The following is a 17,917-nucleotide window of genomic DNA, read 5'->3' on the forward strand; positions in this document are numbered from 1 at the left end:
TTAAAACTGGTCGAAATTAATGATAATTAAAGGGCTTTCAAGAATAGGCGTATTCTTTTTGTACCTGCTTTCTTTATTGCCCTTTTGGTTGCTGTACATCATATCCGATGTATTGTACATCATCCTATATTACATAATTGGCTATCGCAGAGCCGTTGTAGACGAAAATCTGTCCAATTCCTTTCCTGAAAAAACAGCCGAAGAACGGAAAGTCATTGCCAAAAAGTATTACCGTTACCTCGGGGATCTGATCATGGAGACTTTTAAGATGCTCAGTATCTCCAAGGAAGAGTCGCGACGCAGATTTTCACCTGCCAAGCCTGATACCGACCAGCGTGTGCGCGATCATTTAGCACAAGACCGCACCGTTTTAGTAGCTGCCGGCCATTATGGTAACTGGGAGCTAAGCGCGTTGAGTTGCAGTATGATCACCGATAAGGATAGGATCGTTGTTTACAAACCATTGGCCGATGAAGTGTTTGACGATATGTTCAAAAAGATGCGGTCGCGTTTTGGAGGTACACCCGTGGCTATGAAGGACACTTTACGTAAACTGGCGACCTTGCGGGGCAAGCCGAGTTTAACGGTATTAGTGTCCGACCAAACCCCTGTGCGCGAGACGGTACAATACTTTACCCAATTTTTAAACCAGCCGACGGCGATATTTTTGGGAATAGAGAAACTGGCTAACGCGATGAATGCCGTTGTTGGTTTTTGGGATGTGCGCTGCGTAAAACGCGGTTATTACACTTACGAATTTGTGGTGCTGACCACCGAGCCAAAGCAATTGGCCGAATATGAGATAACGAACATGCACGTTGCTTATTTAGAGCAGATGATAAAAGCCGAGCCGCAGTACTGGCTATGGTCGCACAAAAGATGGAAATTTAAGCCCGAACACGTATAGATGAGCAATTTACCTAAAGTAGCGGTAGTTATTTTAAACTGGAACGGCTTAAAACACCTTAGTCAATTTTTGCCCTCGGTACTGGCAAGCGAGTGGGACAACCTGGATATTGTGGTTGGTGATAATGCATCGAGCGATGGTTCGGTCAGCTTCCTGCAACATACATTTCCAACCGTCAGTATAATTCAGAATGACCAGAATTACGGCTTTACAGGTGGCTATAATCGTGTATTGGAACAGGTTGAAGCTGATTACCTCATATTGCTGAATTCGGATATCGAAGTTACCCCTAACTGGATCAAACCGGTCATCGACATGATGGAGGCCGACGAGCTGATCGCTGCCGCCGCCCCAAAGATCAAGTCATATCATCAGCAAACGCATTTTGAGCATGCCGGAGCTGCAGGTGGATTTATAGATAGCTATGGTTATCCATTTTGCCGCGGACGTATATTTTACGAAGTAGAAGAGGACAAAGGCCAGTACGATACGTCGGGCGAAGTTTTTTGGGCATCGGGCGCTGCCATGTTCATTAAAAAGAAATGCTGGGATCTGGCCGGGGGTTTTGACGAACGCTTTTTTGCCCATATGGAAGAAATAGATCTTTGCTGGCGATTAAAGAACCTTGACTATAAGATCATGTACTGCGCCGAGTCGGAGGTATTCCATGTTGGCGGCGGTACGTTAGACAAGGAGAACCCATTTAAGACCTACCTCAACTTCCGCAATAACTTGCTGTTGCTTAAAAAGAACCTCTCGTTCGGCAGGGCATTTTATACGATCAGTTTACGTATCTGGCTCGACTTTTTGGCCGTGATCCGCTTTATGAACGAGGGTAAACGTAAAGATGCCTGGGCGGTAAGCCGTGCGCATCAAAACTTTTTCAGGACACTTTTCAATCGTCCGGCGTTTAAAGTTACCAAAGCGCACCATACCACCTTAAAGTGCATGTACAAGCGCAACATCGTTTGGGATTTCTTCATCAAAAAGAAAAAGGCGTTCAGCGATCTAAGTTCAGAGGATTTCTTTCGGTAATTTTATGTTTATTTGAGATAGTGTAGCAGTTTACTGTTGCGTATCATCAAAACTATCATATCCACCTAAAATGAATTACTTAAAGAAAGGCTTCGCTTATTTGTTAGCTGCCACGCCACTGTTGGCTATTGCGCAAGACCAACCACTGTACGATACCACACAAAAAGTACAACTAATATCCCGTCAGTTCAGCTTTACCGAGGGTGCGTCGGTAGATAAAAAGGGCAACGTTTTTTTCACTGATCAGCCTAACGATAAGATATGGAAATACGACACCGACGGCAAGCTGAGTGTATTTTTAGATAAGACAGGTCGTGCCAACGGCACTTACTTTGACAAAAAAGGTAACCTGATCGTTTGTGCTGACGATAAAGGCGAATTATGGTCAATAGATAAGAATGGTAAAGTTGACGTCATCCTGAAAGATTATGAGAGCAAGCAGTTTAACGGCCCTAACGATCTTTGGATAAACTACAGATCAGGCGGCCTGTACTTTACCGATCCGTACTATCAGCGTGATTACTGGACCCGCAAAAAAGGCGATCTTGACGGTCAAAAGTTGTACTACATAGCCAAAGGTGGCCAACCTGTAATAGCCGACGGAGAATTGCGCCAGCCCAACGGCATTGTAGGCACACCTGATGGTAAAACGCTTTATGTGGCCGACCTTGGTGCCAATAAAACATACAAGTATACCATCAATAGCGACGGCTCACTGACCGATAAACAATTCCTGATCGGTCAAGGATCGGATGGGATGGTGCTGGATGAGCAGGGCAATATTTACCTGACCGGCAGGGGCGTAAGTGTATTTGATCCAACAGGGAAAAAGATCGCTCAAATAGCCGTTCCGGAATCATGGACCGGAAACGTTTGCTTTGGTGGTAAGGATAAGAGGACGCTGTTCATCACGGCATCAAAAGGGTTGTATACGTTGAAAATGAATGTGAAAGGGGTTGAGTAAGGGATCGAGCAGCAACATATTGCTTGATGTCCAACCGCCCGTCTTTATTCCCGTTAATTTCTACCTCGATATCGGAGTCCTCTGGTAAGCTAAGCCAAATTTGATACGAGTTGCCGAAAATTTGCTTGCTCTTCAGGCAGTACTTAAGAAAATCGGTGCCTAATTGTATATCGCAACAAATATTCTGCTTTTTGTGTAAGTTTTAAAAAATGCAAACAACTAATAGTTGAAAAAGCATATATGAGAACTTTACTACTTTTAATGGCTGCAATAATAAGCACCACATCTTGCGCACCCAATTCGTCTCCGGAGAAGCGAATGAATATTAAGAACCTGGAACTTGATCAGAAAGTTGAAGTGATCTCGAAACAGCAACAAGTATTAAGAGACAGTATTTTGATCTTGAAAAAGGAGATCGACGCCATCAAACATCAATAAGCATGGCTGTTGAAAAAAAATCCGTGAAGAGCATACTATCATTGATCATCATAGTATTTATCACTACCAGCGCCATTGCACAGCAAGAGCCGCTACAAGCCAAGTCTGTTATCAAGTTGTTTAAGGAGTACGTTAATGCCGGTCAGTATAACCTGGTCTGCAGTTTATTCGCCGAAAAAGCTAAAGCTAATTTCCCGCCCGATCGAACAGTTTCATTCCTTGAACAACTGCAAGGCAGGTACGGCCATATAAAAAGCACATCGTTTATTTCGGTAGAAAATTCGTTTACCACCTACCTTGCTGATCTTGATAAGGGGCAGGTTGTAATATGGATAGCCGTAGATAGTCTTTCAAAGATCAATGGTTTGTTCGTTAAACCTTACCAGATCATTCCGGCGAAAGTTGAGCGTAATACTAGTAAATTATCGCTGCCTTTTAATGGCTCGTGGACCGTTTTTTGGGGCGGCGACACTAAAGCGCTTAATCTGCACAATGGCGTTAGATTTCAACAGTACGCTTTTGATATCGTTATTAATGGGTTGGACGGCCGTTCTTACAAAACAGACGGAAAGTCAAATACGGGCAGTAGATGGTGTTGCGGATAATATTCCCGGGAAGGTAAACACGATGTATGTGCCAGGCAATTCAGTGATATTAAAAACAGCAAATAATGAATATCTCTTTTTTGCTCATCTAAAACAACTCACTGTAAATGTTAAAGAGGGTGATGTGGTAAAGCAAGGGCAATTGCTTGGCCGGTGCGGCAACTCGGGTAATTCGTCTGAACCACATTTGCATTTCCATGTTCAGGATACGCCGAGTTTCGACACAGCAACCGGAATAAAATGTTATTTCGAGCGCATCCATGTGAATGGAAAGATCATGGGTAATCATTCTCCGATCAAAGGGGACAGAATAGAGAATATCAAACTTTAGTAATGAGCGAAAAGGATTTTCTAAGTATGATACAGGATAACCAAGGCATTATCCATAAGATATGTCGGATCTACCGCGATAGCCCCGAAGACCGGGAAGATCTTTTTCAGGAAGTTGTTTTCCAGCTTTGGCGGTCATACCCATCATTCAGCGGTGGCTCTAAAAGTTCAACATGGCTCTATCGTGTTGCGCTGAACACAGCCGTGGCATCATTCAGGAAAAATAGACCAAATATTACTACGACCGAGTACCTTCCGGATGTACAATTCGAAGATATTAATAATGAAGACAATGAACGGCAGGAAGAGTTTCTTGCGGGTATAAGGCAGTTAAGTGAGCCTGATCGGGCACTGATCGCATTGTATCTCGAAGAATTGAGTTACCAGCAAATTGCAGGGATATTGGGCATCAGCGAAAACAATGTTGGCGTAAAACTTAACAGGATAAAAGTAAAACTGCAAAAAATAGTAAAGTAACCTATGGAAATTGAAGAATTAAGAAAAGAGTGGAAAAGCATCAAAACGCCGCAAATAGATCTTGATCGACTTAAAGATATGACAATAGAAAAAAGCCACCCGGTGCTTAGCGGCATAAGGAAACAACTCACAATGGAACTGATCGGATGGTCAGCGGTCCTTATTATCTGCTTTACCGGCTTAGATGCTGATGCAAAAACGATGCTTGCAAATGCTATATTAATTATATCGGTGACTATCCCGATGCTCTTCAATATTTATGGCTATAAACTATCAAAGGAATTTATAGCCGGCCCGGACATCACTTCATCACTGCAAAACCAAATTAGATCCCTCAAGCGTTTTGCTGTTACAAGTGTGTTGCTTAGAATAATGCTGATCGCAGGAGTGGGTTACTTTTTCCTGTCTAACATCAATATTAACCCGGGCAAGCTTATGTTGCTTGGAGCGGGGAGTGTTTTATTATTATTGCCACTTTACTTATTAGTTCGCATCTGGACCAAAAGGGTAGGCACATTAAGTACCACGCTTAGGTTATTGAAAGAGCACGAATAGGCATCCCAACAACAAGAGCTACGTCTACTTTTTATCACTTCGTCTTTAACAAAATGCAAGTGTGCTAAAGATGGAGAGTTGGATGTCCCCCTCTTTGACCCATTTGGCAAAAATGTAGGCTCTTTCAAACCAAATTTCATAAAAAGTCTTTATTGGGTATATATTGCGATCAACTGCTCTCATATATCAAAGTAGATATAAATTATGAATCGTCTCGCTAACTCATCATCGCCATATCTTTTACAACACGCCAATAACCCTGTCGATTGGTTTCCCTGGGGGCCTGAGGCTTTGCAAAAAGCTAAGGACGAGAATAAACTGATCTTGGTCAGCATTGGTTACTCGGCCTGCCATTGGTGCCATGTGATGGAGCACGAAAGTTTTGAGGACGAAGCCGTGGCTGCAGTGATGAATGAACACTTCGTTTGCATTAAAGTTGACCGTGAAGAACGCCCCGATGTAGACCAGATCTATATGAGTGCCGTACAATTAATGACCGGCCGTGGTGGCTGGCCCTTAAATTGTATTTGCCTGCCTGATCAGCGGCCGATCTATGGCGGCACGTATTTCCGTAAGAACGATTGGACAAGTCTGCTCTTCAACCTGGCTGATTTTTATCAACAAAAACCGGATGAAGCGGCTGATTATGCTGATAAGCTGACGGCAGGCATCAAGCAATATGAATCGGTTACCTTTGTGAAAGATGCTGTCGAATACACCAAAGCCGACCTCGAAAAGATCGTTGAAAATTGGAAACGCTACTTCGATACCGAAGAAGGCGGTATGGGCAACTCCCCAAAATTCCCCATGCCGAATAATTGGCTGTTCCTAATGCGTTACGCACATTATATGTGGGACGGCAATATCGCAAATATTGTAACGCTGACCTTAAAGAAGATGGCTTACGGCGGGATCTACGATCAGATCGGTGGAGGCTTTGCCCGTTATTCGGTAGATAAGGTCTGGCATATCCCGCATTTCGAGAAGATGTTGTATGACAATGCGCAGCTGATCAGTCTTTATGCCGAGGCTTACACCTGGCAAGGCGATGATCTGTATAAGCAAGTTGTTGAAGAGACCATCGACTTTGTTCAGCGCGAATTGATGTCGCCTGATCTCGGGTTCTACTCGGCCCTTGATGCAGATAGTGAGGGAGTGGAAGGTAAATTCTATAGTTTTTCTAAAGCTGAATTGGACGAGGTGTTGGGTATCGATGCACAGCTTTTCGGTATCTATTACAACGTAACCGAACACGGCAATTGGGAAGAGGAGGAAACCAACGTATTCTTCCGCCGCGATGATGACGAGGAATTGGCCGCTAAGATCGGTATCAGTACCAAAGAATTACGTGAGGTGATCCAAACCTGCAAGGTTAAGCTGATGGCATTGCGAGATGGACGCGTCCGCCCGGGACTGGATAATAAGATATTGGCCTCGTGGAACGGACTGATGTTGCGCGGTTTGTGCGACGCGTACAAAGCATTTGATAAACCGGAATATCTGGAATTGGCATTAAAGAATGCTGAATTCATCACCAAACAATTGATCAATGCTGATGGTAAGGTCAATAGGATCTATAATGCTGATGCAGTTAAAGGCGATGCCGACCCGATCGCGTTCCTGGATGACTACGCCAATATCATTGACGCATTTATCGGCCTATACGAGGTCACTTTTGATATTAGTTGGTTGGAACAAGCTAAAGAACTCACCAACGTCGCTATCGAACATTTCTACGATGAGGCAAATGGCATCTTCTTTTATACTGATGACCAGGAACAACTGATCGCCCGTAAATCAGAGATCATGGATGGCGTGATACCGTCATCCAACTCGGTAATGGCGCGTAACCTGAAAAAGCTGTCGCTGGTTTTTGAGGATGAACGTTATGAGCAGATCGCGGCTCAGCAGTTACGCAATATCTTCACACTAATAGCTAAGTATGGTTCATCATATTCAAATTGGGCGATCTTGTTACAAGAAGAGATATTCGGCTTAGCCGAAGTGGCCGTTACCGGCCCCGAATTTCAGGATATCCGCTGGGAATTGGAACAAACTTACGCGCCTAATAAAATAATATTGGGAGGTACGGCAGAAAATTTACCTTTGCTGCAAAACAGGGTAGGAGAGCGGACGCTCATCTACGTTTGTAAGAACAAGACCTGCGGTTTACCTGTCGACAATGTTGCCGATGCGTTAAAACAAATTGCAGGTTAAACGCGTATAATTAACGGATCAATATAATAAAGAATGAAAATTGAAGCACAACACGTAGTATCATTAACCTACGATCTATATGTTAAAAACCAGTCTGGTGTGGAAGAACTGGTCGAAAAAACTACCGAAGAGCAACCGCTTACCTTTTTATATGGTGCGGGCCAAATGTTGCCAAAGTTTGAAGAGAATTTGAGCACATTATCAACCGGCGATACTTATGATTTTAGATTAACGGCGGAAGACGCCTACGGTGAGCATGATGAGGAAGCGATAGCTAACCTGCCTATCCAGATGTTCGAAGGTCAGGATCTGCCCGAAGTTGGTGCGGTATTGCCTTTGCAAGATAACCAGGGTAACCATTTTCAAGGACAGGTGATCTCTATCGCCGAGGACGCGGTATTGGTTGACCTTAACCACCCGATGGCTGGTCAGGAATTGCACTTTAGCGGCAAGATCCTTAACGTACGACCGGCTAATACAGAGGAATTGGCTCACGGCCATGCACACGGTCCGGATGGTCATCACGCTCACTAATAAGAAGTATTGTAATACGTAGCCGACCTTTTAGGTCGGCTTTTTTTTGCTATTGTCAAAAAAAAATAACTATAAAGAAGGTTAACAAAGGTTAACATAGTTTTGTAATAAATAAACATAAAACATTGATAATAAGTACATTTATATACTTTATATAAACTTTACATGTTTTTAAAAAATTGATGGTCTTAATTTGAGATAGATTAGAACTCATTAGATAAGCGCTTAATCATCTCCCCGTCGATGTATCCTGACAATTTTAAATTCCCGCTTTAAACCCTACCTTAGCCTTGATGAATACGTTAAGGTCGATCTTCACATTTTTATTATTTGCTTTAGGTGTTGATGCCTGTGCACAAACCATTAATGTGGCGGTGGCGGCTAATCTGCAGTCGGTCATCAAAGAATTGGGCGAGGATTTTAAAACGCGTTCGGGTATTGCTGTCGAACCGATCGTAAGCTCATCCGGTAAACTGGTGGCACAGATCAGTAACGGCGCACCATACGATGTTTTCCTGTCAGCGGATATGGATTTTGCTCGAAAACTGTCAGACGATGGTTTTGCCGATGGCAAGCCAAAGGTCTACGCGAAAGGTATCCTGATCGTTGGTACGGTACAGGATATCGCGATCAATACCTGGCGAACATCGATATTGACCAAAGAAGTTGAGAAGATCGCTATCGCTAATGCTAAATTGGCACCCTACGGTCGCGCGGCCGAAGAAGCGTTGACCAAACTTGATCTGCTGGATAAAATACGTTCTAAACTGGTTTATGGCGAAAGCATATCCCAGGTGAATACTTATATTGTTCAACCTGCTGTCACCTTAGGCTTCACCACAAAGTCATTAGTTAAAGAGCAACAAGGCAGCATGACCTTCCATTGGGCCGAGGTAGGTCCTAAACTATACTCGCCGATAGAGCAAGGTATGGTGGTCATCAAAAAAAGCAAAAACAAGCGTGCGGCAAAGAAATTTTACGATTATATGCTGACCGCACCCGCGCAGGAGATCTTAAAAAAATACGGCTACCTTATCCCATAGATACGGATGGACGCTTCGCCTATTTGGTTATCGCTTAAGCTGGCCGCCGTAACAACAGCTTTGTTATTGCTCATCGGTTTGCCGCTGGCTTACTGGTTAAGTAAAGGCCGGTCGGTATGGCGCGTGATCATCGAGGCCATCGTTACACTGCCGCTCGTATTGCCACCCTCGGTATTAGGATTTTATCTGCTGATCGCTTTTAGTCCGCAAAGAGGGTTTGGTAAATGGTTAAACGAACATTTAGATATCCAATTAGTGTTCTCGTTCCCGGGATTGGTGCTGGCATCCGTCATTTATAGTCTGCCGTTTATGGTGGGGCCTATCAAGTCGGCTTTACAGCAATTGCCATCTTCGCTCGCACAGGCGTCATATACCTTGGGTAAAAGTGAGTGGGAGACGTTCATGAAGATCCTGCTCCCCAATATCAAAGCATCGGTACTGACCGCCGTAGTAATGACCTTCGCCCATACCATCGGCGAGTTTGGCGTAGTGCTGATGATAGGTGGTAATATCCCCGGTCAGACCAAAGTTGCATCCATCGCCATTTACGATGCTGTGGAGAGCATGGATTATGCTACTGCTAATACCTACTCTTTGTTGCTGGTTGTTTTCACATTCGTTATTGTCACCGCTGTATTTCTCCTCAACCGCAATAAAGCCAAAAGCCCGCTGGAATGATCGCTATCGATATACATAAAAAGCTAAAGATCGGTAAGGGATGGTCTGACCTGCATGTGCAATTACAGGCAGAGCGTGGTACTATCACGGTCATTCACGGACCGTCCGGGGCAGGTAAATCTACGTTTTTAAAAGTGTTGGCGGGGTTGATCAAGCCGGAAACAGGTAGTATCTCGGTCGATGGTGATGTTTGGTTAGATACCTCATCCAGGATCGATCTATCCCCTCAACAACGCAAAGCAGGATTTGTATTCCAGAACTATGCTTTGTTTCCTAACATGACCGTTAAACAACACCTGCAATACGCTACTAATGATGCCGCCTGGATAGACGAGTTACTAAGTTTAGGCCAACTACAAACCTTCGCCGATCAAAAACCTGATGACCTTTCGGGAGGTCAACAACAGCGCCTGGCTATTTTGCGCGCCATGGCCATTAAGCCTAAATTATTACTCATGGACGAACCGTTTTCGGCACTCGACCAAAAAACAAAGGCCGACCTATTGGCCGGCCTGAAAATTTTATGGGATAAATTACAAACGACGGTGATCATTGTAAGCCATTATCCGGATGAATTAAAGGATATCGCTGATCATCAGCTCTATGTCAGCTATCAATAGCTTACTTCTTATCCTTCTTATTCGCCTCTACATAACCCCAAAAGCTGATCGCGTCCCTGCTGGTGTTGTTCACAAATAAGGTAGCATAGCCTGATGGGGTAACTTCTAAGATCATGCGCTGCACATCTTTAATATCCGTAGGTTTGATGATGATCTGATAATTGTTTTTACGTGTAGCGGCCTCGTAAACAAAATCTGTGGATGCAAATTTGATACCGCCGTCGCGTGGGGCGTTCGGTACCAGATAGGCCTGTCCGTAATAGGGCAGGAATGACAGGATGGTATCCGGCAGGATCTTTAGATCGTAATAACCGTATTGGATGTTTACGTTACCACCCCTTAACGGACTTGCCGATTGAACGTAGAAGGTAAAGTCCTTGCTCTCTACCAATTTTCTCACAGCTGCCTCTTTAACAGCTTTTTTATCTGCTTTACTATCTTCTTTTTCGTTTTGCGGATAGGCCGCAAAAGCCCCGGCGAAAACTATGGCCAACGCCGCGATGGATGTCTTTAATGCTCTCATATATCTCTCATTTTTTATACAGGATGCATAACATCCGTATATTCCATAAATAAAACGAAGACCGTGCCAGTTTAAGTATCAAGCGAAAGATAATGCTAATGTGTAAGCTATGCAACAAAGCTTATAAAACAGCAAAGCCATTCAAATAGAATGGCTTTGCATATCTTCTATCCCTCCCTTCAGGGAGGTAAGGAGGGTTTCTTAGATCATGCTCACACTACGGTTAACAAAGGCGGTCAGGTCGGCACCGGTCAGTAAACCTTGGGATAACAGAGCTAAGTCGAATGCTTGTTTAGCTAAACGCGATGCCTCTTCAGCGTCCTCGGTTTGCAAAATACGGGTGATCAGTTTGTGGTTGCCGTTCACTACCACTTTGTAGTTATCAGGCATGTTGCCATAAAAGCCCATACCGCCGCCCATGGCTGCCATCTCTTTCATACGGCGCATAAACTCGTCCATAGTAACGGTTACCGGTAATTCCTCAGGGTTAAGGCTTTCCAGCTCAACTTTGTAAGCCGGCTTGTTGATAGCACTATCAAAGATGGTTTTCACCTGTGTGCTTTGCTCTTCGGTCAGGATGTGCGCCGGTGCATCATCTTTCTTGATCAGTTTATCGGCAACATCAGCGTCAACGCGTTTAAATGACGTTTTTTCTAACTTGTTCTCTATCTGGCCAACAAAGTGGTTATCTATCGGCGAATTCATCAGCAACACATCGTACCCTTTTTTATTGGCCGACTGAATGAAAGAATCCTGTTTAGCCGGGTCGTTGGTGTAGATGTAAACCAACTGATCGTCTTTATCGGTCTGCTCGGCCGATACTTTCTCTTTGTACTCGTTAAGCGTGTAGTTGGTTTTGTCGGTGCTGGTCAGCAAAACAAAGTCTTTAGCTTTATCGTAGAATTTCTCTTCGCTGATCATTCCATATTTAACAAACAGGCCAATGTCGCTCCATTTTTCTTCGTAAGCGGCACGGTCGGCTTTAAATAAGTCCGACAGCTTGTCAGCTACCTTACGGGTGATATAGCTATTGATCTTTTTAACGTTGCTGTCAGCCTGTAAGAAACTACGCGAAACATTCAACGGGATATCTGGTGAATCGATCACACCGTGCAGCAACATCAAAAATTCAGGAACGATGTCCTTAACCTCGTCGGTAATAAATACCTGGCGAGAGAACAGCTTGATCTTGTTTTTACTGATCTCGAAATCGTTCTTCACCTTAGGGAAGTACAATACACCGGTCAAGTTAAATGGATAATCTACATTCAGGTGGATCCAGAACAATGGGTCCTCGCTGAAAGGATATAATTCTTTGTAGAAGTTCAGGTAATCCTCGTCTTTTAACTCAGATGGTTGCTTGGTCCAAATAGGGTTGGTATCGTTGATAATGTTGTCAACCTCAACGCTCTTGGTCTTTGGTTTACCTTCAGCATCCTCGCCATCAGGCTCTTGCTCGGTAATGGTGCCGAATTTTACCGGAACAGGCAGGAATTTAGCGTACTTATCCAGGATGCCTTGCAGCTTAAACTTATCCAAAAACTCTTCGCTTTCAGCGTTCACATATAGGATGATATCCGTACCACGGGTTTCGCGGATGCCTTTGCCGATCTCAAATTCAGTGCTGCCATCGCAGGTCCAATAAGCAGGTTCAGCGCCTTCCTGATAGCTCAAAGTTTGTATCTCCACACGGTCGGCCACCATAAAGGCCGAGTAGAAACCTAAACCAAAGCGACCGATGATCTCGTTAGCATCTTTAGCCTCCTTAAATTTATCCATAAACTCGGTAGCGCCCGAGAAAGCGATCTGGTTGATGTATTTCTTGATCTCGTCGGCCGTCATACCAAGGCCGTTATCAGAAATGGTGATGGTTTTAGCATCTTTATCAAAAGCAACTTCAACCTGTAAATTGCCCAACTCGCCATTATATTGGCCTAATGAAGCTAAACGTTTGATCTTTTGCGTAGCATCAACAGCGTTTGATACCAATTCGCGCAGGAAGATCTCGTTATCAGAGTACAGGAACTTTTTAATGATAGGGAAGATGTTCTCGGTGTGGATCGAAATGGTGCCTTTTTCTTGCATAATATTATAATTTAATAAAGTTGTTAGATGATATGTCTATTGCATATCAATGGGCGTTCCAAAGGTGGTAGGGTTGTCAAATTGGCAGAGTTGATATATATTGCCCCCTTAACAGAAATATTTCTGAAATCTATTTTGAATTATCGACTAAAGAATTAGTTTTACAATATGAAAAGCACCATACAACTATTTGCAATTGCCGCATCGGCCTTACTTTTCGGTTGCGGGCAAGGCGAACAAAAAGCCGACGATAAACCAGCATACACCAGTCACCTTACGGTTGGTAAACATTGCTATAAAGCATTGTTCGAAAAAGATAGCGCCGCTATTACTTTCGATGTGGCCGCCAGCGGTAAGATCAAAGGCGAATTGGCCATTCAATTTAATAAGAACGACACCTTAGACCTAAGCAAAGGCGAAGTGACCGGCGAGTTTAAAGGAGATACCCTTTTTGGCGAATTCAGCTTTAAGAACAAAGGTACACAATACGTGAACCCGGTAGCACTGCTACACAAAGGCGATACCTTGCTGATGGGGCAAGGCAGGGTAATGGAATATTTAGGCCGTACCTATTTTGACCCGCAAGTACCAATCAAATTTGAAAAAGCACGTTTCAGATTTGTACCGGTGGAGTGTGCTAAATAGATAATAGTGGTTTATTTAACCACAAAGAATTAAAAACACAAAGCCTTGCGTAGTCGATAAGCGAGGCTTTGTGTCCTTTGTGTTTCTCAACTTTGCGCCCTTGTGGTTAGAGCTGAACTCGATCATCCCCCAAACTCTCCAGATACAATTCTTCCACTTTCTTCCTCGCCCAATCCGTCTTACGCAAAAACTTTAGGCTCGACTTAATGCTTGGGTCATCTAAAAAGCAATTGATACGGATCCGGTAGCCCATCTCCGCCCAACCGTAATGCGCTACTAAGTGGTTCAGGACAGCTTCGAGCGTTTTGCCGTGGAGTGGGTTATTGGTTTGCGATGACATGGTGCAAAGGTAAGGTTATTTTTTGGAGACCCTTGTTTTGGATATGACGCTGCAATTATCATATGATAAAAAATAGCGACATATCCAAACCTTAAGGGTGCTTTTATTTAAAATTAATACATTGACTATCAATTAAATAAAAGTGTATATGGTGTATACACCCACGCTGTATACACCTATAGTATTCTTATTTACAAAGCACCTATCGGCAACACAGTTCTTCCGTAAACTTCATTCAGTACACCCGCAATACCGGTGTAGATAGCCGAACTACCGCAAATGATTCCAACATAACCTGCTATGTGTTCTATCTGTTCGCTGCCGGTAGCTTTGGTTACGGCTAATAGCGCGAATAAGATGGTCAGTGACAAAAACACGAATTGTAAAGCTCTGTTCAACTTCAACGTGCCAAAGAACAGGCAGAAAGTGAATACACCCCAAATGGCTAAATATGCAGAGAACGCGGTAGGAGAGGTAGCCTCGGCCCAGCCCAATTTAGGGAACACGATCAAGCCGACCAACGACAGCCAAAAGAAACCATAAGATGTAAAAGCGGTCAACCCAAAGGTGTTATTCTTTTTAGCCTCGATAATTCCGGCTATCACCTGGGCAATGCCGCCGTAGAATATGCCCATGCCTAATATCATGGAGTTTAAGGGGAACATTCCGGAATTATGCAGGTTCAATAAAACAGTTGTCAAGCCAAAAGCGCATAGGCCAAGGGGTGCAGGGTTGGCAATGCCATCCTTTACAGGTGCAGTAATTTCGCTCATAAATTGTTAGGTTAATAATGGTTTATAAGGGCAAGCTAAGTCAATTATCGGTAAATTACAAATCAATTGGCCAAACATGCTAAAAGGTTTTACGTTTAATGATCAGATATGCAGAAAGTAGTATTGATACGTCACGGAGAAAGCATTTGGAATTTAGAGAACCGCTTTACCGGCTGGACCGATGTTGATCTGAGTGAAGAAGGTGCCAGGCAAGCTTACCGTGCCGGCCAACTGCTAAAAAAACACGACTATAATTTTGATGCAGGCTTCACATCGATGCTTAAACGGTCTATCAAAACCCTGCATTACATTTTGGAAGAACTGGACCACCTTTGGATACCGGTGACCAAATCATGGCGGCTGAACGAACGTTACTACGGTGCCTTGCAAGGTATGAATAAGGACGAAGCGATCGCTCAGTATGGCATAGACCAGGTGCACAAATGGCGGCGCGATACTAATGAACATCCGCCCGTGGTCACTAAAGACGATGATCGATATCCCGGCAAAGATCTGCGTTATCGATTATTGACCGAACGGGAGTTGCCACTGACCGAGAACCTGAGCGAGACCATGGACAGGGTGTTGCCTTTTTGGAACGAGATCATTGTGCCCGTCATCCGCCAAAACCAAAAGGTAGTGATCTGCGCGCATGGCAATAGTTTGCGCGCGCTGATCAAGTACATGGATAACCTGACCGATGAGCAAGTGGCCGATCTGGAGATACCCACCGCCACGCCATGGGTTTATGAATTGGACGAAGGCCTGAATACCATTCGCCACTACTATCTGGAATAACCGTCAAAAAAAATTACAATAACAGAACCGCCGCTTTTTTATCTTTGCGGTAAAATACAATAGAACTACCATGAGACCCGGAGATAAAGTGATATGTGTGAATGCCACCATCGACCCAGATAAAGCTGAAGAGATCCGTAAGGATTTTGAGATATGGGTGACCAAGGATACCCAATACACTGTTCGCGAACTATTAGATAACAATGGCATCGTAATGGGGGTGTTGTTGGATGAGATACACAACTTCCCTAAATATTTTAAGCTGATAGACCGCTTTCAGGAGCCGGCCTTTGCGCACTGGCGTTTCCGCAAATTAAATTACGCCACCAGCGAAGCCGCCGAAGAGCAGGTTGAAGAATTAGTAGGAGTGGGCCGCAGTGATGAAAAACAACAAGAAGGTTTTTGATCGGTCGACCATGAAAAAGCGAAGCGCCATTGTGATGAACAATGGCGCTTCGCTTTTAAAAAGTTTAAAGGATATTAATCTTTCTTACCTCCAAAAACCGAGAAGCTAACATAACGCTTTGGATGCGCCTTAAGATCGGTCAGCAGGTCATCAAGGCTTTGTGTTGCTTTAGCCATGTTATCGTAAACCTGGGTATCATTTAGTAATAAGCCAAGCGATCCGTTCTTGCTGTTAACTTTAGCCATTGTTGCCTGTAGGTCGGCCATGGCTTTATTAGCGTTGTCGAGGGTTTGTTTGATGTTCGAGTTTGCCAGATCGTTACTCACTTTCTTAAAGTTTCCGGTAACATCATTCATATTGTTAACAGTAACTTTTAGGCCGCTTGATGCAACCTCGGCATTGGTAAGGATACCGTTAATGTGGCTGGTTTGTGAACCGACCAAAGCATCTATCTTTTTGGTAGTACCTTCTAACGTTTGTAATGAGTTAGCAATGCTGTTAAAACTACGATCCACATTCTTTTGAAATTCAGGATTCAATATCTTGTTGATCGCGGCCAAAGATGAATCTACCTTACCGATCAGTAATTCTGCTTTACGCTGGATTGGCTGCAAGCTCTCGGCCAAACTACCCTGAATATCGGCACGTAATGTAGCGCCGTCTTCGGCCAATTCTTTGCTATTGCCTAATTCAAACACAATGGCCTTGCCGCCTAAAAGGTCGGTGCTTTGCAGTTTGGCTAAGGTGTTCGCAGGGATGTCATAATCCGGCTCTATTTTAAACTCTACAATACTGTAGCCGTTGGGCTGCAATTTCATAGATGATACCCGGCCTATCTGGAATCCGTTAACCAAAACCGGTTTTGATACTGTTAGGCCTTCCACACTGCGATAAACGGCATAATATTTATTAGAGCGCGAAAAAACGTCGTTACCGCGCAGGTAACTGTAGCCTATAATAAGTACCGCTATACTAAAAGCGGTAAGTGCGCCTATTTTGGTTTCGTTAGATATTTTCAAGGTAAATGTGTTTTAAGTTGTGTTTAGTTAGATGTTGATGGTTCTACTTCTTTTTTATAGGTCTTTATAGCTTCTAGTATCGCCTCTACAATTTCGTTCTGTCCTTCTTCCGAACTCATGTATTCCTCTTCTTCGGGGTGGTTGATGTAACCCATCTCCACCAGTACCGACGGCATCCCGGCTCTGGCTAACACGTGCAAACTTTGCTCGCGTACACCTTCGCTTTTGCGGCCCTGGCCTATAAATTCTTCATTCACTAAAGTCGCAAAGCGCAAACTTTGTTTTCGGTATTTTTCTTTAAAGGCACTTAACAGCATGATAGATGCAGGATCAGTAGGCATTAGTTCCGTATTCTCTTTGCCGCCGGCGTCTTCCATTTCATTTTCACGTATAGCCGCCTCCTGCTCGTTACCCCTCCTGAAAATGTAGACCAGCAGCAGCACACCTTTGCCCGAACGGTCTGGTACACGGGTCACTTTACCACGAGCACCTCTAACTATTCTATCAGACAGTGAGTTACAATGAAGGGAAATAAAAAGCTGCCCTTTTTTCTCGTTAGCGATAATGGCGCGTTGTTGTAGTGTCACCTCATGCTCGTCGGTGCGGGTCATAACTACTTTAACATCCTTCAGATCTTTTTCTATCGCCGCCTGCAATTTCAAGCCTACGGCCAGCGTTACAATGCTTTCCTTAGAGAAAGAGCCCGATGCCCCGGAGTATGAACCATCCTTACGATGGCCGTGACCGGGATCAATAACTACCGTTCTTAATTTAAAACCCGGAGCAACAATAGTATCCGGACCGGGCTTATGGACCGAAGTAAAGGAGAAAAGTGTCAGAGATATTAATGATAAAGATAAACCGAAGATGGATCTTTGTAATGCTTTATTTTTCATTATTTTTGGGCGCTGTTAACCAACATACG

The 17,917-nt window shown here is 43.9% G+C and carries 22 protein-coding genes; 16 read left to right on the top strand and 6 right to left on the bottom strand.

The window, feature by feature from the left end:
• The first annotated feature begins 19 nt into the window (after positions 1 to 19).
• From IRJ16_RS00330 to IRJ16_RS00390, 13 genes are all read left to right on the top strand, one after another.
• Positions 20 to 907 (top strand): lysophospholipid acyltransferase family protein, encoded by an 888-nt coding sequence (locus tag IRJ16_RS00330; protein WP_194109523.1) that lies wholly within the window; start codon positions 20 to 22, stop codon positions 905 to 907.
• Positions 908 to 1,942 carry a glycosyltransferase family 2 protein gene (locus IRJ16_RS00335; RefSeq protein WP_194109524.1) on the top strand — a complete coding sequence of 345 codons (1,035 nt, stop codon included), beginning with the start codon at positions 908 to 910 and terminating at the stop codon, positions 1,940 to 1,942.
• 70 nt (positions 1,943 to 2,012) lie between these two features.
• On the top strand, positions 2,013 to 2,906 hold the full coding sequence (locus IRJ16_RS00340; RefSeq protein WP_194109525.1) for an SMP-30/gluconolactonase/LRE family protein: 894 nt from the start codon (positions 2,013 to 2,015) through the stop codon (positions 2,904 to 2,906).
• A gap of 261 nt (positions 2,907 to 3,167) precedes the next feature.
• The gene (locus IRJ16_RS00345; protein WP_194109526.1) at positions 3,168 to 3,344 is read left to right on the top strand and encodes a hypothetical protein; all 177 of its coding nucleotides are present in this window, start codon (positions 3,168 to 3,170) and stop codon (positions 3,342 to 3,344) included.
• Positions 3,345 to 3,346: 2 nt separating this feature from the next.
• The gene (locus tag IRJ16_RS00350) at positions 3,347 to 3,949 is read left to right on the top strand and encodes a hypothetical protein (protein ID WP_194109527.1); all 603 of its coding nucleotides are present in this window, start codon (positions 3,347 to 3,349) and stop codon (positions 3,947 to 3,949) included.
• Positions 3,950 to 3,977: 28 nt separating this feature from the next.
• Positions 3,978 to 4,280, top strand: coding sequence for a M23 family metallopeptidase (locus IRJ16_RS00355; RefSeq protein WP_194109528.1), 303 nt, complete (start codon positions 3,978 to 3,980; stop codon positions 4,278 to 4,280).
• 2 nt (positions 4,281 to 4,282) lie between these two features.
• Complete coding sequence (locus tag IRJ16_RS00360) at positions 4,283 to 4,756, top strand: RNA polymerase sigma factor (protein ID WP_194109529.1); 474 nt, start codon at positions 4,283 to 4,285, stop codon at positions 4,754 to 4,756.
• 3 nt (positions 4,757 to 4,759) lie between these two features.
• On the top strand, positions 4,760 to 5,311 hold the full coding sequence (locus IRJ16_RS00365; protein WP_194109530.1) for a hypothetical protein: 552 nt from the start codon (positions 4,760 to 4,762) through the stop codon (positions 5,309 to 5,311).
• Between the two features lie 204 nt (positions 5,312 to 5,515).
• Entirely contained in the window at positions 5,516 to 7,528 is a 2,013-nt protein-coding gene (locus IRJ16_RS00370; RefSeq protein WP_194109531.1) for a thioredoxin domain-containing protein, read from the top strand.
• 33 nt (positions 7,529 to 7,561) lie between these two features.
• Positions 7,562 to 8,062, top strand: a complete 501-nt coding sequence (locus IRJ16_RS00375) for an FKBP-type peptidyl-prolyl cis-trans isomerase (protein WP_194109532.1) — start codon at positions 7,562 to 7,564, stop codon at positions 8,060 to 8,062.
• A 293-nt stretch (positions 8,063 to 8,355) separates the two neighbouring features.
• On the top strand, positions 8,356 to 9,105 hold the full coding sequence (gene modA / locus IRJ16_RS00380) for a molybdate ABC transporter substrate-binding protein (protein WP_194109533.1): 750 nt from the start codon (positions 8,356 to 8,358) through the stop codon (positions 9,103 to 9,105).
• Between the two features lie 6 nt (positions 9,106 to 9,111).
• Positions 9,112 to 9,783 carry a molybdate ABC transporter permease subunit gene (gene modB / locus IRJ16_RS00385; protein ID WP_194109534.1) on the top strand — a complete coding sequence of 224 codons (672 nt, stop codon included), beginning with the start codon at positions 9,112 to 9,114 and terminating at the stop codon, positions 9,781 to 9,783.
• Positions 9,780 to 10,403 carry an ATP-binding cassette domain-containing protein gene (locus IRJ16_RS00390; protein ID WP_194109535.1) on the top strand — a complete coding sequence of 208 codons (624 nt, stop codon included), beginning with the start codon at positions 9,780 to 9,782 and terminating at the stop codon, positions 10,401 to 10,403. Before modB ends, IRJ16_RS00390 begins: the two co-directional genes overlap by 4 nt.
• 1 nt (position 10,404) lies before the next feature.
• On the opposite strand, the gene IRJ16_RS00395 is transcribed toward IRJ16_RS00390, so the two are convergent.
• Together IRJ16_RS00395 and htpG are read right to left on the bottom strand one after the other, a co-directional pair.
• The gene (locus IRJ16_RS00395; protein ID WP_194109536.1) at positions 10,405 to 10,926 is read right to left on the bottom strand and encodes a DUF4251 domain-containing protein; all 522 of its coding nucleotides are present in this window, start codon (positions 10,924 to 10,926) and stop codon (positions 10,405 to 10,407) included.
• Positions 10,927 to 11,127: 201 nt separating this feature from the next.
• A complete protein-coding gene (gene htpG / locus IRJ16_RS00400; RefSeq protein ID WP_194109537.1) occupies positions 11,128 to 13,011 on the bottom strand; it encodes a molecular chaperone HtpG in 1,884 nt (627 codons plus the stop codon).
• Positions 13,012 to 13,179: 168 nt separating this feature from the next.
• Here htpG and IRJ16_RS00405 point away from each other — a divergent pair, with 168 nt between their 5' ends.
• Complete coding sequence (locus IRJ16_RS00405) at positions 13,180 to 13,656, top strand: hypothetical protein (protein ID WP_194109538.1); 477 nt, start codon at positions 13,180 to 13,182, stop codon at positions 13,654 to 13,656.
• A gap of 106 nt (positions 13,657 to 13,762) precedes the next feature.
• On the opposite strand, the gene IRJ16_RS00410 is transcribed toward IRJ16_RS00405, so the two are convergent.
• Together IRJ16_RS00410 and IRJ16_RS00415 are read right to left on the bottom strand one after the other, a co-directional pair.
• On the bottom strand, positions 13,763 to 13,996 hold the full coding sequence (locus IRJ16_RS00410; protein WP_194109539.1) for a VF530 family protein: 234 nt from the start codon (positions 13,994 to 13,996) through the stop codon (positions 13,763 to 13,765).
• Between the two features lie 191 nt (positions 13,997 to 14,187).
• On the bottom strand, positions 14,188 to 14,769 hold the full coding sequence (locus tag IRJ16_RS00415; protein WP_194109540.1) for an acetate uptake transporter: 582 nt from the start codon (positions 14,767 to 14,769) through the stop codon (positions 14,188 to 14,190).
• 108 nt (positions 14,770 to 14,877) lie between these two features.
• On the opposite strand from IRJ16_RS00415, the gene gpmA reads away from it, so the two are divergent.
• Both gpmA and IRJ16_RS00425 read left to right on the top strand, forming a co-directional pair.
• Positions 14,878 to 15,567: a 2,3-diphosphoglycerate-dependent phosphoglycerate mutase gene (gene gpmA, locus IRJ16_RS00420; protein ID WP_194109541.1), complete on the top strand. Its 690-nt coding sequence runs from the start codon at positions 14,878 to 14,880 to the stop codon at positions 15,565 to 15,567.
• Between the two features lie 70 nt (positions 15,568 to 15,637).
• Positions 15,638 to 15,973 (top strand): hypothetical protein, encoded by a 336-nt coding sequence (locus IRJ16_RS00425; RefSeq protein ID WP_194109542.1) that lies wholly within the window; start codon positions 15,638 to 15,640, stop codon positions 15,971 to 15,973.
• Between the two features lie 74 nt (positions 15,974 to 16,047).
• Here the strand turns inward: IRJ16_RS00425 and IRJ16_RS00430 are convergent, their stop codons facing one another.
• The gene (locus IRJ16_RS00430; RefSeq protein WP_194109543.1) at positions 16,048 to 16,992 is read right to left on the bottom strand and encodes an MlaD family protein; all 945 of its coding nucleotides are present in this window, start codon (positions 16,990 to 16,992) and stop codon (positions 16,048 to 16,050) included.
• Positions 16,993 to 17,015: 23 nt separating this feature from the next.
• Entirely contained in the window at positions 17,016 to 17,888 is an 873-nt protein-coding gene (locus tag IRJ16_RS00435; RefSeq protein ID WP_194109544.1) for an N-acetylmuramoyl-L-alanine amidase family protein, read from the bottom strand.
• Between the last annotated feature and the right edge of the window lie 29 nt (positions 17,889 to 17,917).

This window comes from Mucilaginibacter myungsuensis, from assembly GCF_015222005.1.
GTDB classification, from domain to species: Bacteria; Bacteroidota; Bacteroidia; order Sphingobacteriales; family Sphingobacteriaceae; genus Mucilaginibacter; species Mucilaginibacter myungsuensis.

Bases quoted from the DNA above. Each gene is read 5' to 3' on its own strand.
- IRJ16_RS00330 (WP_194109523.1), top strand. From the start codon at position 20: ATGATAATTAAAGGGCTTTCAAGAATAGGCGTATTCTTTTTGTACCTG.
- IRJ16_RS00335 (WP_194109524.1), top strand. From the start codon at position 908: ATGAGCAATTTACCTAAAGTAGCGGTAGTTATTTTAAACTGGAACGGC.
- IRJ16_RS00340 (WP_194109525.1), top strand. From the start codon at position 2,013: ATGAATTACTTAAAGAAAGGCTTCGCTTATTTGTTAGCTGCCACGCCA.
- IRJ16_RS00345 (WP_194109526.1), top strand. From the start codon at position 3,168: ATGGCTGCAATAATAAGCACCACATCTTGCGCACCCAATTCGTCTCCG.
- IRJ16_RS00350 (WP_194109527.1), top strand. From the start codon at position 3,347: ATGGCTGTTGAAAAAAAATCCGTGAAGAGCATACTATCATTGATCATC.
- IRJ16_RS00360 (WP_194109529.1), top strand. From the start codon at position 4,283: ATGAGCGAAAAGGATTTTCTAAGTATGATACAGGATAACCAAGGCATT.
- IRJ16_RS00365 (WP_194109530.1), top strand. From the start codon at position 4,760: ATGGAAATTGAAGAATTAAGAAAAGAGTGGAAAAGCATCAAAACGCCG.
- IRJ16_RS00370 (WP_194109531.1), top strand. From the start codon at position 5,516: ATGAATCGTCTCGCTAACTCATCATCGCCATATCTTTTACAACACGCC.
- IRJ16_RS00375 (WP_194109532.1), top strand. From the start codon at position 7,562: ATGAAAATTGAAGCACAACACGTAGTATCATTAACCTACGATCTATAT.
- modA (WP_194109533.1), top strand. From the start codon at position 8,356: ATGAATACGTTAAGGTCGATCTTCACATTTTTATTATTTGCTTTAGGT.
- modB (WP_194109534.1), top strand. From the start codon at position 9,112: ATGGACGCTTCGCCTATTTGGTTATCGCTTAAGCTGGCCGCCGTAACA.
- IRJ16_RS00390 (WP_194109535.1), top strand. From the start codon at position 9,780: ATGATCGCTATCGATATACATAAAAAGCTAAAGATCGGTAAGGGATGG.
- IRJ16_RS00395 (WP_194109536.1), bottom strand. From the start codon at position 10,926: ATGAGAGCATTAAAGACATCCATCGCGGCGTTGGCCATAGTTTTCGCC.
- htpG (WP_194109537.1), bottom strand. From the start codon at position 13,011: ATGCAAGAAAAAGGCACCATTTCGATCCACACCGAGAACATCTTCCCT.
- IRJ16_RS00405 (WP_194109538.1), top strand. From the start codon at position 13,180: ATGAAAAGCACCATACAACTATTTGCAATTGCCGCATCGGCCTTACTT.
- IRJ16_RS00410 (WP_194109539.1), bottom strand. From the start codon at position 13,996: ATGTCATCGCAAACCAATAACCCACTCCACGGCAAAACGCTCGAAGCT.
- IRJ16_RS00415 (WP_194109540.1), bottom strand. From the start codon at position 14,769: ATGAGCGAAATTACTGCACCTGTAAAGGATGGCATTGCCAACCCTGCA.
- gpmA (WP_194109541.1), top strand. From the start codon at position 14,878: ATGCAGAAAGTAGTATTGATACGTCACGGAGAAAGCATTTGGAATTTA.
- IRJ16_RS00425 (WP_194109542.1), top strand. From the start codon at position 15,638: ATGAGACCCGGAGATAAAGTGATATGTGTGAATGCCACCATCGACCCA.
- IRJ16_RS00435 (WP_194109544.1), bottom strand. From the start codon at position 17,888: ATGAAAAATAAAGCATTACAAAGATCCATCTTCGGTTTATCTTTATCA.